Source organism: Streptomyces sp. NPDC002958, from assembly GCF_055563255.1.
Genome location: NZ_JBVHDS010000013.1, coordinates 89,978 through 105,447 on the forward strand (window position 1 = coordinate 89,978; position 15,470 = coordinate 105,447).

Below are 15,470 nucleotides of genomic sequence, written 5' to 3' on the forward strand. Positions count from 1 at the left end.
GGCGGTCTTCCTTGTGATGGTGTCCGGGGTCAGCGAAGCGACCCGGTCGTGGTCCGGCGGTGTGGCAAGCGCTCGGCGGCTGCCAGTGCGTCGGCGAGGCGGTCCACGACCGCTGTTGCCTGTTCGTCGGTGAGGGTGAGGGGCGGGAGGAGGCGTACAACGGTGGAGTGGCGTCCCCCGAGTTCGACGATGAGCCCGCGGCGCAGACACTCCTGCTGCACGGCTGAGGCGAGGGTCGGGGCGGGCGGTGGCTCGGGACTGTCGCCCAGCGCGGGAGCCTCGGGGTCGACGAGCTCCACCCCGATCATCAGGCCCCGTCCGCGGACGTCTCCGATGGACGGATGATCCGTGGCCAGTGCCTGGAGGCGTGCGACCATCCGGGCTCCGAGCGTCGCGGCGCGTTCGGCGAGGCGGTTCTCCCGCACGAAGGCAAGGGTGGCCATGCCCGCCGCCATTGCGAGTTGGTTGCCCCGGAAGGTGCCTGCATGGGCGCCCGGCTGCCAGGTGTCGAGTTCGGAACGGTAGACGATCACGGCGAGCGGGAGTGAACCGCCGATGGCCTTGGAGAGCACCATCACATCGGGCACGATCTCGCTGTGCTCGACCGCCCAGAAGGCACCGGTGCGGCCGACGCCCGTCTGGACCTCGTCGGCGATCAGGGGGACGGACCGGGTCTCGGTGATCGCGCGCATCCGGCGCATCCAGTTGTCGGGGGCGGGGTTCACGCCGCCCTCCCCCTGTACCGGTTCGAGGATCATCCCGGCCGGCGCGGGTGCGCCTCCCTTGGGATCGTCCAGAAGGTTCTCTGTCCACCGGGCGGCGATCTCCGCGCCGCGCTCGCCGCCGATACCGAAGGGGCAACGGTAGTTCTGCGGGAAGGGCAGACGCGTCACCCGTACGTCCTCGGCGCCGCCCGAGGCGGCCAGGGCTCCTTCCGTCATCCCGTGGTACGCGCCGGTGAAGGCAAGGAGTCCGCTGCGGCCGGTCGCGGCACGGACCAGCTTGAACGCCGCCTCGACTGCGTCCGTACCGGCCGGTCCGCAGAACTGGATCCGGGCGTTGTCTGCGAAGCGCCGTGGCAGAGTGGCGAACAGCTCCGTGGTGAAGGCGTCCTTGACCGGGGTCGCGAGGTCGAGCACATGCAGTGGTGCGCCCGAGTCGATCACTTTCTTGATCGCTTCCAGGACCACCGGATGGTTGTGCCCGAGCGCCAGGGTGCCGGCTCCGGAGAGACAGTCGAGATATCGCCGCCCGTCCGCGCCTTCGATGGTCATCCCACGGGCCCGCACCGGCACGATCGGCAGCGAGCGCGCATAGGTACGGGCGGCGGATTCGCGCAGCGACTGGCGGCGCAGGATCCCCTCGTGCACCGCCGGTGCTACCACCGGAGCTGGTTCGGTCACGGCCACGGCTGTTGATCCTCCTGCTGTAACAGTTGCGTTGCACGTCAGCACGTTGACGCCCGGACGGACTGCGGGGATGAACACTGTCCCCGAGTCCCTCGTACGTACCAACGACGCCGGGCGCAGCGGATCACGGGTAAATCCGAAGGCCCTTGCGGGGGCGGAACGTAGCCCTGCTGCCTGCCGTCCCCATCGACACCGGCATAGTGGGGGCCGCACGGAACACTCGGACAACTTTCCGGGGGCCTGCAGGACGTTCGGAGCAGGTGGCTCGGAGCAGCGCCGAAGTGCAGTACAGAAGTGTTGAGTTACGAAGTCCCAGGGGGATCACCAGATGCGACTCATTCGACCAGTTCTCACCGCACGTCAGGGGAGCGCACGTCGCACGCGCTCCTCGGCGTTCGCCGTGGCCGCGGTCACTGCGGTCCTCGCGCTCACCGCCACTGCCTGCGGGCCGGAGGAGAACAACGCGAGTGACAAGCCGAGCAGTCCCGTCGGCCAGTCCTCGGACGGCAAGATCACCATTCCGGATGATCTGAAGGACCGGCTCAAGGAGCACGGGATCGACCTCGACCAGTGGAAGAACGGCGAGTGGAAGAACTGGGACGAGGACAAGTGGCTGCGCGAGGCCAAGGACTTCGTCAACCCGATCATCGAGGGCCTCTGGAACCCGGACCGGATGCGGGATGCCGACAAGTCGCCGGAGAAGCCGGTAGACAATGACATCTCAGGTGATGTGGGCGTGACGGACCCGACACCCGCGCCGATCCAGGCCGCCGGTGTCCGGACGCCGTACCACGCCAATGCCGCGGAATCCGGGAAACTGCTCTTCGACGGCCCCGAGGGCTCCATGGTCTGCTCCGCGACCGTGGTGAAGGACCCGGCGCACCCCGGGAAGTCCAACCTGGTGTGGACCGCCGGGCACTGTGTGCACGCGGGCAAGAAGGGCGGCTGGTACCGCAACATCGCCTTTGTTCCGTCGTACAACAACAGCGGTCTGTCGACAGCCGAGCTCCAGAAGGCGACCAAGCAGGAGATCGCCCCCTACGGCGTGTGGTGGGGTCAGTGGGCGCAGACGTCCGACCAGTGGATCTCGCAGGGATCCTCGTCCGGCGGACAGGGCGCCCAGTACGACTTCGCGGTCCTGCATGTCACGCCGGAGAAGGGCTCGACCGGTAAGTCCCTGGAGGAGACGGTCGGCTCCGCGCTGCCCGTCGAGTTCAACGCCCCGGCCGTGCCGGAGATCGACAGCATGACGGCCACCGGTTTTCCCGCCGCGCCGCCGTACGACGGTCAGAAGGCGTTTCAGTGCGCGGACAAGCCGGGCCGGCTCTCGCTGACCGCGCAGGACCCCACGATGTACCGCGTCGGCTGCACCATGACGGGCGGTGCCTCCGGTGGTGGCTGGGTCGCGGCGGGCCAGGACGGCAAGCCCGCACTGGTCTCGAACACCTCCATCGGCCCGGTGACAGCCGGCTGGCTGGCCGGTCCGCGCTTCGGCGAGGAAGCCAAGGGCGTGTACGAGTCGGTCAGCAAGAAGTACGCGGGGCAGTGATGATGAACCGTTACCCGACCTGCTGCGGGCGACGGTGACGGCACATCAGGGCCCCCGGTGCGGCAGTTGCCCCGCCGGGGGCCTTTGCCTTCGCGTTACGGCGCCGAGCTGCCCGTGCCCCCATGCGGGGGCGTGTCTCCCTGGCAAAAAGCGCGGTCCGCACCGTCATAGGGTGAACCTGCATCTTCGGTGGTGACGGTCGGTCGGCTCGCCGGCCCTCATCTGGGCAAGGGCACACAGGACGTCTTCACCACCATGAGCGAGAAGTTCGGCAGCCGGTAGCAGCCACCGGCACGCCGGAGACGCGAAGGCCCGCTCCCGACGAAGCGAGGGAGCGGGCCTTCGGTCCGAACTGAGCCGTACCGCGCTGCGGTCAGTGCGCAACCGGGACGAACGAGGAGAGGTCGGCTGCCAGTTCCTCATGAACCCGCGCCTTGAGCAGGGTGCCCTCCGACGTGTGTTCCTCGGAGATCACCTCGCCCTCGGCATGCACCCGGGAGACGAGTCCACCCCGGGTGTACGGCACGAGCGCCTCGATCTCGACCGAGGGCCGGGGCAGTTCGCTATCGATGAGTGCGAGCAGCTCGTCGATACCGACTCCGGTACGCGCCGAGACGGCGATCGCATGCTTCTCGATGCGCAACAGCCGCTGCAGCACCAGCGGATCAGCCGCATCCGCCTTGTTGATCACCACGACCTCGGGCACGTTCACCGCGCCCACTTCCCGGATCACCTCGCGCACCGCGGCGAGCTGCTCCTCCGGCACCGGGTGGGAGCCGTCCACCACATGCAGGATCAGATCGGATTCACCGACCTCCTCCATGGTGGAGCGGAACGCCTCGACGAGGTGGTGCGGCAGATGCCGTACGAACCCGACGGTGTCGGCCAGGGTGTAGATCCGGCCGCTCGGCGTCTCGGCCCGGCGCACGGTCGGGTCCAGGGTGGCGAACAGCGCGTTCTCCACCAGGACGCCCGCACCGGTCAGCCGGTTGAGCAGCGAGGACTTGCCCGCGTTGGTGTAGCCGGCGATGGCGACCGACGGCACCTTGTTGCGCTTGCGCTCCTGGCGCTTGATCTCGCGGCCGGTCTTCATCTCCGCGATTTCCCGGCGCATCTTCGCCATCTTCTCGCGGATCCGACGCCGGTCCGTCTCGATCTTGGTCTCACCGGGACCACGGGTGGCCATGCCGCCACCGCCGCTGGAACCGCCGCCGCCCATCTGACGGGAGAGCGACTGGCCCCAGCCGCGCAGCCGCGGCAGCATGTACTGCATCTGCGCCAGCGAGACCTGGGCCTTGCCCTCTCGGGACTTGGCGTGCTGGGCGAAGATGTCGAGGATCAGGGCGGTCCGGTCGACCACCTTGACCTTGACGACGTCTTCCAGATGAATCAGCTGGCCGGGGCTGAGCTCACCGTCGCAGACGACGGTGTCGGCCCCTGATTCGAGGACGATGTCGCGCAGCTCCAGCGCCTTGCCCGAGCCGATGTAGGTGGCCGGGTCGGGCTTGTCGCGGCGCTGGAAGACGGCGTCGAGCACCTGGGCGCCCGCCGTCTCCGCGAGTGCGGCCAGCTCCGCGAGGGAATTCTCCGCGTCATTCACGGTCCCAGAAGTCCAGACACCGACCAGCACCACACGCTCCAGGCGCAGCTGTCGGTACTCGACCTCGGTGACGTCCTCGAGCTCGGTCGAGAGTCCCGCCACACGCCGCAGCGCGGCGCGCTCGGAGCGGTCGAACTGTTCGCCGTCCCGCTCTCCGTCGATCTCGTGGCTCCAGGCGACGTCCTCTTCCATCAGGGCGTCGGCCCGAAGGCTCTCGGTGAGGCTCTCGGTGACATTCTCCGTAGCGCTCTGCGCGTCCTGCGCGTCCTGGGGAAGGGAAGAAGAGGAGGTCATTGGATCCTTACGTCGATGGAAGTCCGTTACATCAGTCACAACGCGTGACCTCTCCCGATGATTCCCGTTGTCGGGAATCTCCGGTCCGGCCGCCGTGGCGACCCGTCGATAGTGGCATGGTCCGCCGGGCCCGTCACCCGGGTTTATCGCTGTCCGGCGGGCTTGGCGCTGTGCCAATCCGGGTGCCCGGGCATCGGCGGAGTCTTCTCCCCGTACAGCCAGTCGTCGAAGAACGAGGTCAGGTCGCGGGCCGCAGTCTGTGACGCCAGCCGGACGAAGTCCGCGGTGGCGGCGTTGGAGTCCCGGTGCTTCTTCACCCAGCTCCGCTCCAGCCGGTCGAATGCGCTTTCTCCGATCTCCTCGCGCAGCGCGTAGAGAATCAGTGCGCTGCCGTCGTACACCACCGGCCGGAACAGACTGAGCTTGTGCCCGGGCGCCGGAACGTCCGGCCGGGCCGGCGGGCCGCCCGCGGCGCGCCAGCCGTCGGACTTGATATAGGCCTCACGCATCCGGCGTTCCAGCGGCTTGTCGGCGTGCTCGTCGGCGTAACGGGCCTCGTACCAGGTGGCGTGCCCCTCGCTGAGCCACAGATCGGACCAGGCCTGCGGGGAGACGCTGTTGCCGAACCATTGGTGGGCGAGCTCGTGCACCATGATCGAGTCGACATACCACTCGGGGTAGGCGGTCCCGGTGAACAGGGACCGTTCGAAGAGCGAGAGCGTCTGGGTCTCCAGCTCGAAGCCGGTCTCGGTAGCAGCGACCAGCAGTCCGTACGTCTCGAAGGGGTAGCGGCCGACCTGTTGTTCCATCCATTCCAGCTGGCCGGGTGTCTTGCTGAGCCAGGGCTCCAGCCGCTTGCGGTCGGCACTCGGCACCACGTCACGCACCGGCATTCCGTGCGGCCCGGTCCGTTGCAGGACAGTGGAACGGCCGATGGTGACCTGAGCCAGTTCGGTGGCCATGGGGTGGTCGGTCCGGTAGGTCCAGGTGGTCTCGGCACCGTGCCGGGCCGTGCCGGCGGGCAGGCCATTGGCCACCACCGTGAGGTCCTTGGGTGCGGTGATCCGGAACGTGAAGTACGCCTTGTCGGCGGGGTGGTCGTTGCTCGGGAAAACCCGGTGCGCCGCATCGGCCTGATTGGCCATGGCGAGACCGTCGGCGGTACGCAGCCAACCGCCGCTGTTCTGGTCGCCGCTCGGGTCACTGGTGTGCCGGACGGTGATGTGCAGCGGCACTCCTGCCGGGAGCCGGCCCGGGGGCTGGATGACCAGATCCTCGGCCGCCGCGGCGAAGTCGGCGCGCAGACCGTTGACTTCGACCGCGCGGACTGTGCCCCGGGTGAAGTCGAGGTTGATCCGGTCCAGCGGCTCAGTGGTCCGCGCGTCGATCGTGGTCACGGCGTCCAGCGCTTTGCTGTTGCTGCCGTGGTAGGTCAGGCCGATGTCGTACGAATGGACGTCGTACCCGGGGTTGCCGAGGTGTGGGAAGAGTGGATCGCCGATGCCGAGCGGCACGGGTGAGGGGAGGGCAGCGGCAACGAGGGTGGCCGATGCGGTGGCCAGCAGAGCGGCCCGCAGACGGCGGGAGATGAACGGCATGCACTACCGCTACCAGCGACTCCCACCCGGGCAGGTGCGGCGCGCGCCGCACCACTCGAACGAGATCGCTGTGGCAGATGGGCGCTGCGCGGTGGGGTCAGACGGTGGCGGCGGGGCGCTGGACGCGGCTCACGTCGTAGACCCCTGGTACGTCACGCATCGCGCGCATCAGCGCAGGCAGTCCGGCGGCATCGGGGAGCTGCAATGTGTAGGTGTGCCGGACACGCTGTTCGCTGGGCGGTTCGACGGTGGCGGAGATAACCGCCGCGTCCGCCGCCGCGATCGCCGCAGTGAGATCGGCGAGCAGCCGGGGCCGTCCGAAGGACTCGGCGACCAGGGTGACCCGGCACCCGGCCGCTTCGCCCCAGCTCACCCCGACCGGCACGCGGCCGACGGACTGCATCCGGGCCACCGCGGGACATTCCAGCCGGTGCACGGTGACGGCGCCGCCGCGCACGACGAATCCGGTGACGGCGTCGGGTGGTACGGGGGTGCAGCAGCCCGCGAGCCGCACGGTGGCGTCCGGCAGGTCCACCACAGCGCTCGCGGTGGGGTCCGCAGCCCTGTCGCCGCCGGGGCCGGCGGATTCCTGGGGCTGTGGTTCGGGTCTGGGCTCCGCGGTCCTGTTGCTGTGCGGGCCCTGGGCGTCCTCGGGGTGGGCGTCCAGCCAGCCGGTGATGGCGATACGGGCGGCGGGTGTCCGGGCGTGGTCGAGCCAGTCGGGAGAAGGGCCGGAGGCTGCGTCCTCGGCGAGCAGCGGCTGCACGGTGTCGCCGTCGCTCAGTACGGTGCCGAGGGTGGCCAGTCGGCCGTTGACCCGGGCTCCGATGCAGCTGTGCGCCGCGTACCCGTACTGCGCGTAGGCGGCGTCGACGCAGCTGGCTCCGGCGGGCAGCCCGAGCGTGCCGCCGTCGGTGCGGAATACCGTGATCTCCCGGTCCTGGGCGAGGTCGGCGCGGAGTGTGGTCCAGAAGGTGTCGGGGTCCGGGGCGGACTGCTGCCATTCGAGGAGCCTGGAGAGCCAGCCGGGCCGGGTCGGGTCGGCGCGCTCCCCGTCGGCGGGTTCGGCGGACTGCGGCCCGGAGCCGCTGTCCGCGGCGTACGGATTGCCGAGGGCGATGACGCCCGCCTCGGCGACCCTGTGCATCCGGTGCGTACGGATGAGGACTTCGGCGACCGCCCCTCCGGGGCCCACGACCGCCGTGTGCAGTGACTGGTACAGGTTGAACTTGGGGGCGGCGATGAAGTCCTTGAACTCGGAGATCACCGGGGTGAAGCAGGTGTGCAGTTCACCGAGCACGGCATAGCAGTCGGCGTCCTCGGCGACGAGGACCAGCAGCCGGCCGAAGTCGGTGCCGCGCAGTTCGCCGCGTTTGATTCTGACCCGGTGAACGGATACGAAGTGGCGCGGCCTGATGAGGACTTCTGCGGGAATGCCGGCCTCGCGCAGCACCGCTGCGACGTTCTCGGCGATGGCCGCGAGCGGGTCCTGGTCGGCCGCGGCGCCGGAGACATCCTGTAGCGCCGACGCGGCGGCGATCAGTGCGCGGGTGTGTTCGTACTCCTCGGGACAGAGAATCGCGAAGACGAGGTCCTCCAGCTCGGTCTTGAGCGCCTGCACGCCGAGCCGTTCGGCCAGCGGGATCAGCACGTCACGGGTGACCTTGGCGATCCTGGCCTGTTTCTCGGGGCGCATCACGCCGAGGGTGCGCATGTTGTGCAGCCGGTCGGCGAGCTTGATCGACATCACCCGGACGTCGTCCCCGGTGGCGACCAGCATCTTGCGGAAGGTCTCGGGTTCGGCCGCCGCTCCGTAGTCGACCTTTTCGAGTTTGGTCACGCCGTCGACGAGGTAACAGACCTCTTTGCCGAATTGTTCCCGCACCTGATCGAGGGTCACTTCGGTGTCCTCGACGGTGTCGTGGAGCAGTGAGGCGGTGAGTGTCGTGGTCTCGGCACCGAGCTCGGCGAGGATCAGCGTGACGGCGAGCGGGTGCGTGATGTACGGCTCGCCGCTCTTGCGCATCTGTCCGCGGTGCGAGGACTCCGCGAGTACGTAGGCCCTGCGCAGGATGGAGAGGTCGGCATCCGGGTGGTGGGCCCGGTGGGCCTCGGCGACATGGCCGATCGCGTCGGGCAGCCGGTCGCGGGAGACGGGACCGAGCAGTGCGACGCGGCCGAGCCTGCGGAGATCGATCCGGGGACGGCCCCGTCTGCGGATGGGAGCACCTGGGTTGGTGGCCTCTGCGCTCATGGGGCACCTCCGGCGACGTCGACCGGCGGTGGGAAGGTGCGGTCGCGCCTCCGGGCCGGTGCTTGATGCTACCGAGCCCACCACGTGGCGGAGTCCGTCTCTCGCTCAGCGTGAAACGGATCACCCATTCGAGCGAAGCTCTAGCTGATCAACGTTTCGAGCCAGGCCGGATCGATCACGCCTTCGGCGACGATCACGGCGGCTCCGGTCATTTCGATCTCGCCGTCCGGCCGCTCGGTGATCACGAGGGTGCCGCCGGGCAGATCGACCGTGTACGTGACCGGGGTGCCGGTCTCCGCGGGGTCGGCGCCGTCCCTGCGGGCCGCGGCGACGGCCACGGCGCAGGCTCCCGTACCGCAGGAACGGGTCTCGCCCGAGCCGCGCTCATGGACCCGCATCGCGACATGGCGGGGTCCGCGGTCCACGACGAATTCGATGTTGACGCCGTCGGGGTAGACGGCTGCGGGGCTGTAGGGCGGTACGGCGAGCAGATCGCCGGCGTGCGCCAGGTCGTCGACGAAGGCGACCGCGTGCGGATTGCCCATGTTCACATTGCGGGCGCTCCAGCTACGGCCGGCCAGGCTGACCGTGACGCCGTCCTCGGGGAGGAGCGCACGCCCCATGGAGACCGTGATGTCGCCACCCTTGGCGATGTGCACCTTCTTCACGCCGCCCCGGGTCGCGACGGCGAGGTCGCCCTCTTCGATGTGCCCGGCACGCTGAAGGTAGTGGGCGAAGACCCGTACGCCGTTGCCGCACATCTCGGCGATCGAACCGTCGGCGTTGCGATAGTCCATGAACCACTCGGCATCGCCCGCCATGGCCCGCGCCTCCGGGTGCGCGGCGGACCGTACGACGTGCAGCAGCCCGTCACCGCCGATACCGGCCCGGCGGTCGCACAGGCGGCCGACGACGGACGCGGGCAGGTCGACGGCGTTGTCCGGGTCGGGAACGATCACGAAGTCGTTCTCGGTGCCGTGGCCCTTGAGGAAGGCGATCTGCGAGGTGCTCACGGGGCAACTGTACGAGGCGGCACCGACATCCGACGAAACCGGGCCGCGCGACGGCGCACCGGACAGGGGCCGGAATGATGCCGGACAGGAGGCGGGGGCGCACCGGACAGAAGCCTGGCGTCACACCCGCGGAGCCGCTCCGTTGGTCAGCGGAGCCGTGCCACGCGCCAGACGGACAGCGTGACCAGTGCGGCGCACACAGCGACGTACAGGGCGATCACGCGCCAGTCGGACCGTTCGCCCGAGCCCCTCTGCGGCAGCCCGGGCCAGGTGTAGCCCACGCGGCGGGCGGCCATCATGCCCCAGCCCGCGGCGCAGCAGCTGATCAGCAGGCCCAGCATGGCGACAATCGCGCCGCCGTCGCCGAACTCGAAGGCCAGCGGGAACGCGAACATCAGCGATCCCACGGCGGCGAGCATGACGATCGGTGCGAGCTGCCAGATGCGCAGACGTCGCGCGGGCCGCAGCTCGACCTCGACCTCGGGGGTCACCTCGAGGTCATCGGGCCCGTCGGGGCTCAAGCGTCCTGCCTCGTGCAGCGTGTCCGGTGCGTCTTGTTCTGTGTCGCGAGGGCCGGCCTCCATCGCCACGCGCCCTCCCAACTCGGACTCCACTGGTCGATCGATGCTCGATGATGGCACGCTCCCGGTCGCCGAAATGACGGGCAGGGCTTCCCGATGCCATCACGTGATCAGGCTGTAACCGCTCGTTCGACCAACGCCATCGCCTGGTGCGGGAGTTCCCCGCGGTGCTCCGCGGCACCACTGAGCCAGTGGACCCGCGGGTCGCGGCGGAACCATGAGTCCTGACGGCGCGCGAATCGTTTGGTGGCGCGAACGGTCTCGGCGCGCGCTTCGTCCTCGGTGCACTCCTGAGCCAGCGCGGCGAGCACCTGCTGGTAGCCGAGCGCCCTGGACGCGGTCCGTCCTTCGCGCAAGCCGTGCGCCTCCAGGGCGCGCACCTCGTCCACGAGTCCGGCCGCCCACATCCGGTCGACCCTCAGGGCGATGCGTTCGTCGAGTTCGGGGCGGGCCACATCGACGCCGATCTGGACGGTGTCGTACACCGCATCGTTACCTGGGAGGTTGGCGGTGAAGGGCTTGCCGGTGATCTCGATGACTTCGAGGGCCCTGACGATTCGGCGGCCGTTGCTCGGCAGGATGGCCCCGCCCGCTTCGGGGTCGGCGGCCGCGAGCCGGGCGTGCAGTGCTCCGGAGCCGCGCTCGACCAGTTCCTCCTCCAGCCTGGCGCGTACGCCGGGATCCGTGCCGGGGAATTCCAGGGCGTCGATGGTGCCCTTCACATAGAGCCCGGAGCCGCCGACCAGGACGGGGGTGCGGCCTTCGGCGAGCAACCTGTCGATCTCGGCACGGGCCAGCCGCTGGTACTCGGCGACGCTGGCGGTCTCGGTGACATCCCAGATGTCCAGTAGGTGGTGCGGAACGTTTCCGCGCTCGGAGAGCGTCAGCTTTGCTGTGCCGATATCCATCCCCCGGTAGAGCTGCATGGAGTCGGCGTTGACCACTTCGCCGTCGAGCTGCTGAGCAAGGAATACCCCCAGATCGGACTTTCCGGCTGCAGTGGGACCGACGACGGTGATGACCCGCGGTGCGGGAGCTGGACTTCTCACCGCCCCAGTCTCGCAAACCTCCGGCCCTCTTCCCGAACGAGTGGTGTGACCGGCTCCGAACGGAAGTCGTTCGCCGTTCCGGCCGGAAGCCCCCTGCCCGCGCCCCGGATCTCCGAGTAACGGGTTGCGACGCCGCTGAGCGACGCGGATCTTCGCCCGTACCAGTAGAATTCATAAGTGAATACGGGCGTTTTTTCACGGTTTGCCGTTCGCCCTCAGGGCTGCCCGGTGAGGCCGCCGGCAGCGGGGCCGGAGAGGACGCCCGCCCCTAGTCCCCAAGCAGGGAAGGTGCCCGATGGGCTTCCTGGACAATTTGAAGGCCAAGTTGAGCCCCGCGAAGGACAAGGTCGGCGATCTCGCGCATCAGCACGGGCACAAGATCGACCAAGGGCTCGACAAGGCCGCACGGACGGTCGACCAAAAGACCAAGGGCAAGTACAGCGACAAGATCGAGTCCGGCACGAAGAAGGCCAAGGACGCGGTCGAGCGCCTGTCCCACAAGCACGAGGGTGGTACGCCGCCGGGTACGCCGCCCACCCACGAGGGTGGTAGGCCGCCAGGTACGCCGCCCACCTCCTGAGACATGAACTTACCAAGCCTGACGGACGGCCGTGCAGCGATCACGCTGCACGGCCGTCATCCGCCCCGCCCGGGTGCGGGCGGGAACTCAGGACCAGGTGCCGACCAGGTAGCCCACGCCGTACGGGGCGTCCTCGTACAGCAGCCGCCCGCCCAGGCGCGTCCCCTCTGCCGCGCCCGCGAGCACCTGCCAGGGTGCCCGGCCCGCCGCTTTCAGTTCGTGCGCCAGCGACGCGTCCAGCGCGATCAGCGCGCCGGGATCCGCCGAGCCCAGCGCATCGGCGGCCGCCGCATCGAACGCCTCCGCGCGGTCGTCCAGATAGCCGGGTGCCTTGAGCGTGCGGCAGGCGCTGCCGTCACCCATCACCAGCAGGGCCACCCGGTCCGCCCTTGCGGCCAGGTCCCGTCCGGTGCTCGCGCAGCGATCGGTTTCGAGCGCCTCCCCCACCCCGAGCCCTTCGACCGGCGCCTGGGCCCATCGCGCGCGGGCGAGCAGCCAGGCGCCGACGGCGAGGGACGGCGGAAGCGGGCGCTCCGCCACCGGCCCGCTGTCGCTTCCGAGCCGCACTCCGAGGTCGACTCCGAAGCCCTTGAAGGTGCCGGTGGCTCCCTCGGGGTGCGGGCCACGGCCTGCGTGGTCCGAGGGCCCGATCACGATCAGCAGATCGGGCCGGGCGGCGGCGAGCACGCCGATGGCATCGGCGCAGACGTCCCGCAGGGAGTCGAGCTCGGGCGCGGCACCCGCGGCGACCTCGGGTACCAGCAGGGGCGGACAGGGGCAGACAGCGGCGGCGACAAGCATGGGGGGCAGCGTACTGCTTGGGCCCGATGCGCCCGTCGGCCGCCGTCGCCGTCTGTTTCCCGTCTGTGTCAGTCGCAGCCGCAGCCGGGAGCGGCGGCTGCCGGCAGCGGCGTCGGGGCACCGATACCGGGCAGTCCCAGCATCACGCCGGCCGGCTTGGCGGCCTCGGTGGCGGTGCGCCTCTCCCAGGCGTCCCCGGCCCGGGTCCGCCGTACGCTCACCGGCACGCCCTCGGCGAGCAGGTGGTGCGGGGCCGCGTACGTGATCTCGACGGTCACCACGTCGCCCGGACGCACGTCCTCGTCCGGCTTGGTGAAGTGGACCAGGCGGTTGTCGGGAGCGCGGCCGGAGAGGCGGTGGGTGGCGCCGTCCTTGCGGCCCTCACCCTCCGCGACCATGATCTCCAGGGTCCGGCCGACCTGCTTCTGGTTCTCCTCCCAGGAGATCTCCTCCTGGAGGGCGGCCAGGCGCATGTACCGCTCCTGGACGACCTCCTTGGGGATCTGCCCCTCCATCTCGGCGGCCGGCGTTCCGGGGCGCTTGGAGTACTGGAAGGTGAAGGCGTTGGCGAAGCGCGCCTCGCGGACTGCGTGCATGGTCTGCTCGAAGTCCTCCTCGGTCTCGCCGGGGAAGCCCACGATGATGTCGGTGGAGATGGCGGCGTCCGGCATCGCGGCGCGCACCTTCTCGATGATGCCGAGGAAGCGCTCCTGCCGGTACGAGCGCCGCATCGCCTTGAGGATCGTGTCCGAGCCGGACTGCATCGGCATGTGCAGCTGGGGCATCACATTGGGCGTCTCGGCCATCGCCGCGATCACGTCGTCCGTGAAGTCGCGGGGGTGGGGCGAGGTGAAACGGACCCGTTCCAGGCCCTCGATCTTCCCGCAGGCGCGCAGCAGCTTGGAGAAGGCCTCCCGGTCGCCGATGTCGGAGCCGTACGCGTTCACGTTCTGGCCGAGCAGGGTGATCTCCGAAACGCCCTCGGCGACCAGTGCCTCGATCTCCGCGAGGATGTCGCCGGTGCGGCGGTCCTTCTCCTTGCCGCGCAGCGCCGGGACGATGCAGAACGTGCAGGTGTTGTTGCAGCCGACGGAGATGGAGACCCACGCCGCGTAGGCGGACTCACGGCGGGTGGGGAGCGTGGAGGGGAAGGCCTCCAAGGATTCTGCGATCTCGATCTGCGCCTCTTCCTGGATACGGGCGCGCTCCAGCAGCACCGGCAGCTTGCCGATGTTGTGCGTACCGAAGACGACATCCACCCAGGGGGCCCGCTCGACAATGGTGTCGCGGTCCTTCTGGGCCAGGCAGCCGCCGACGGCGATCTGCATGCCGGGCCGCTTGGTCTTCATCGGGGCGAGCCGGCCGAGATTGCCGTAGAGCTTGTTGTCGGCGTTCTCCCGCACCGCGCAGGTGTTGAAGACGACGACGTCGGCGTCGCCGTCGGATCCCTCGGCGGCACGTACGTAACCCGCGTCCTCCAGCAACCCCGACAGCCGCTCGGAGTCATGGACGTTCATCTGACACCCGTAGGTGCGCACCTCGTACGTCTTCAAACCGTCCACTACTCCACCAGCCACGTCGTTGCCGCTCACCCGTCCAGGGTAAGGGCTCCGATCAAGCCATGATGATGAATGCCTCACCGGCCGGCGTCGCAGCGCCTGTGCAGGGGTGCGGGAAGTGCGGCTCCGGGCCGCCGGAGACCTGCCCTGGTCATCGCCGGGACGGGCTGGCAGGATCGCCGCCATGCTCCAGGCACTGTCCCGTATCGGCCGGCGTCGCACCCTTCAGGCGTGCGCAGCCCTCGTCGTCGTTCTCGGGCTGCTGCTGTGGTGGCTGCTCCCGCTCGGGGAACCGGCGCCGAGCGGCACGCTGACCTTCAGCACCGGCGTACGCAGCGGGGTCTACCAGCGCTACGGCGAGCGGCTCAAGGGGGACCTGGCCAGGGATCTGCCCGAGGTTTCGATACGGCTGCAGACCAGTGAGGGCTCGCAGCAGAACATCGCGCGGGTGGCGACCGGGAAGGCCGATTTCACCATCGCCACCGCCGACGCCCTCGCCACTTATCTGCGCAGCGGCAAGCCGGGCGCCGACCGGCTGCGGGGCTGTGTGCGGCTGTACGACGACTACATCCAGCTGGTCGTACCCCGGGACTCGAAGGTGCGGAAGGTCTCGGACCTGCGCGGCAAGCGCGTCGGGGTGGGGCAGCAGGGTTCGGGCGTACGGCTGGTCGCCGACCGGCTGATGACGGCTGCCGGTCTCGATCCGGCAAAGGACGTGACGCCGCTTCCCGACGGTATCGACACCATGCCGAAGCGATTGGAGAGCGGCCTGCTCGATGCCTTCTTCTGGTCCGGCGGGCTGCCAACCTCCGCCGTGCAGGAGTTGTCGGACCGGTTCGCGATCCGGCTGGTGCCGCTGGAGGCCCCGCTGATCAAGGAGCTTCAGGCCGCGGGCGGGTCCGCCCGCTACTACCGGTCGGCCGTGATGCCCGCCGACGCCTACCGCAACGCGCAGCAGGGGCAGTCGGTGCCGACGGTGGCGGTCGCCAATGTGCTGGTGACCACGGACCGTACGGATCCGGCGATGACCGAGGCGTTCACCCGGACGGTGATCGACAGCCGGGATCGGATCGGGCGCGAGGTGCACGCGGCCCAGCTGGTGGATCTGCGTACGGCGATCTACACCGATCCGCTGCCACTGCACGAAGGGGCCAAGCGCTACTACCGCTCGGTCAAGCCCTGA

At 69.5% G+C, this 15,470-nt stretch carries 12 protein-coding genes; 3 read left to right on the top strand and 9 right to left on the bottom strand.

What is annotated here, in order from left to right; genetic code table 11:
- Positions 1–29 precede the first annotated feature (29 nt).
- The gene (locus tag ACZ3IC_RS22480) at positions 30–1,409 is read right to left on the bottom strand and encodes a diaminobutyrate--2-oxoglutarate transaminase family protein (RefSeq protein WP_467418494.1); all 1,380 of its coding nucleotides are present in this window, start codon (positions 1,407–1,409) and stop codon (positions 30–32) included.
- A 328-nt stretch (positions 1,410–1,737) separates the two neighbouring features.
- Here ACZ3IC_RS22480 and ACZ3IC_RS22485 point away from each other — a divergent pair, with 328 nt between their 5' ends.
- Positions 1,738–2,958, top strand: coding sequence for a trypsin-like serine peptidase (locus tag ACZ3IC_RS22485; RefSeq protein WP_467418496.1), 1,221 nt, complete (start codon positions 1,738–1,740; stop codon positions 2,956–2,958).
- Positions 2,959–3,331: 373 nt separating this feature from the next.
- Here ACZ3IC_RS22485 and hflX read toward each other — a convergent pair whose 3' ends face one another.
- From hflX to miaA, 6 genes are all read right to left on the bottom strand, one after another.
- A complete protein-coding gene (hflX, locus tag ACZ3IC_RS22490; RefSeq protein ID WP_467418498.1) occupies positions 3,332–4,852 on the bottom strand; it encodes a GTPase HflX in 1,521 nt (506 codons plus the stop codon).
- A 143-nt stretch (positions 4,853–4,995) separates the two neighbouring features.
- The gene (locus tag ACZ3IC_RS22495; RefSeq protein ID WP_467418499.1) at positions 4,996–6,450 is read right to left on the bottom strand and encodes a M1 family metallopeptidase; all 1,455 of its coding nucleotides are present in this window, start codon (positions 6,448–6,450) and stop codon (positions 4,996–4,998) included.
- Positions 6,451–6,547: 97 nt separating this feature from the next.
- The gene (locus ACZ3IC_RS22500; protein WP_467418500.1) at positions 6,548–8,704 is read right to left on the bottom strand and encodes a RelA/SpoT family protein; all 2,157 of its coding nucleotides are present in this window, start codon (positions 8,702–8,704) and stop codon (positions 6,548–6,550) included.
- 140 nt (positions 8,705–8,844) lie between these two features.
- The gene (gene dapF, locus ACZ3IC_RS22505) at positions 8,845–9,717 is read right to left on the bottom strand and encodes a diaminopimelate epimerase (RefSeq protein WP_467418501.1); all 873 of its coding nucleotides are present in this window, start codon (positions 9,715–9,717) and stop codon (positions 8,845–8,847) included.
- Between the two features lie 146 nt (positions 9,718–9,863).
- Positions 9,864–10,301, bottom strand: a complete 438-nt coding sequence (locus tag ACZ3IC_RS22510) for a hypothetical protein (protein WP_467418503.1) — start codon at positions 10,299–10,301, stop codon at positions 9,864–9,866.
- A gap of 107 nt (positions 10,302–10,408) precedes the next feature.
- Positions 10,409–11,347 carry a tRNA (adenosine(37)-N6)-dimethylallyltransferase MiaA gene (gene miaA / locus ACZ3IC_RS22515; protein ID WP_467418505.1) on the bottom strand — a complete coding sequence of 313 codons (939 nt, stop codon included), beginning with the start codon at positions 11,345–11,347 and terminating at the stop codon, positions 10,409–10,411.
- A 295-nt stretch (positions 11,348–11,642) separates the two neighbouring features.
- Between miaA and ACZ3IC_RS22520 the strand changes: the two genes are divergently transcribed.
- Positions 11,643–11,927, top strand: a complete 285-nt coding sequence (locus ACZ3IC_RS22520; protein ID WP_467418506.1) for an antitoxin — start codon at positions 11,643–11,645, stop codon at positions 11,925–11,927.
- Positions 11,928–12,014: 87 nt separating this feature from the next.
- On the opposite strand, the gene ACZ3IC_RS22525 is transcribed toward ACZ3IC_RS22520, so the two are convergent.
- The gene (locus ACZ3IC_RS22525) at positions 12,015–12,728 is read right to left on the bottom strand and encodes a class III extradiol dioxygenase subunit B-like domain-containing protein (RefSeq protein ID WP_467418508.1); all 714 of its coding nucleotides are present in this window, start codon (positions 12,726–12,728) and stop codon (positions 12,015–12,017) included.
- A gap of 68 nt (positions 12,729–12,796) precedes the next feature.
- Complete coding sequence (gene miaB, locus ACZ3IC_RS22530) at positions 12,797–14,290, bottom strand: tRNA (N6-isopentenyl adenosine(37)-C2)-methylthiotransferase MiaB (protein ID WP_467418573.1); 1,494 nt, start codon at positions 14,288–14,290, stop codon at positions 12,797–12,799.
- Positions 14,291–14,471: 181 nt separating this feature from the next.
- Between miaB and ACZ3IC_RS22535 the strand changes: the two genes are divergently transcribed.
- Positions 14,472–15,470: a TAXI family TRAP transporter solute-binding subunit gene (locus ACZ3IC_RS22535; protein WP_467418509.1), complete on the top strand. Its 999-nt coding sequence runs from the start codon at positions 14,472–14,474 to the stop codon at positions 15,468–15,470.

Bases quoted from the DNA above. Each gene is read 5' to 3' on its own strand.
- ACZ3IC_RS22485 (WP_467418496.1), top strand. From the start codon at position 1,738: ATGCGACTCATTCGACCAGTTCTCACCGCACGTCAGGGGAGCGCACGT.
- hflX (WP_467418498.1), bottom strand. From the start codon at position 4,852: ATGACCTCCTCTTCTTCCCTTCCCCAGGACGCGCAGGACGCGCAGAGC.
- ACZ3IC_RS22495 (WP_467418499.1), bottom strand. From the start codon at position 6,450: ATGCCGTTCATCTCCCGCCGTCTGCGGGCCGCTCTGCTGGCCACCGCA.
- ACZ3IC_RS22500 (WP_467418500.1), bottom strand. From the start codon at position 8,704: ATGAGCGCAGAGGCCACCAACCCAGGTGCTCCCATCCGCAGACGGGGC.
- ACZ3IC_RS22510 (WP_467418503.1), bottom strand. From the start codon at position 10,301: ATGGAGGCCGGCCCTCGCGACACAGAACAAGACGCACCGGACACGCTG.
- ACZ3IC_RS22520 (WP_467418506.1), top strand. From the start codon at position 11,643: ATGGGCTTCCTGGACAATTTGAAGGCCAAGTTGAGCCCCGCGAAGGAC.
- ACZ3IC_RS22525 (WP_467418508.1), bottom strand. From the start codon at position 12,728: ATGCTTGTCGCCGCCGCTGTCTGCCCCTGTCCGCCCCTGCTGGTACCC.
- ACZ3IC_RS22535 (WP_467418509.1), top strand. From the start codon at position 14,472: ATGCTCCAGGCACTGTCCCGTATCGGCCGGCGTCGCACCCTTCAGGCG.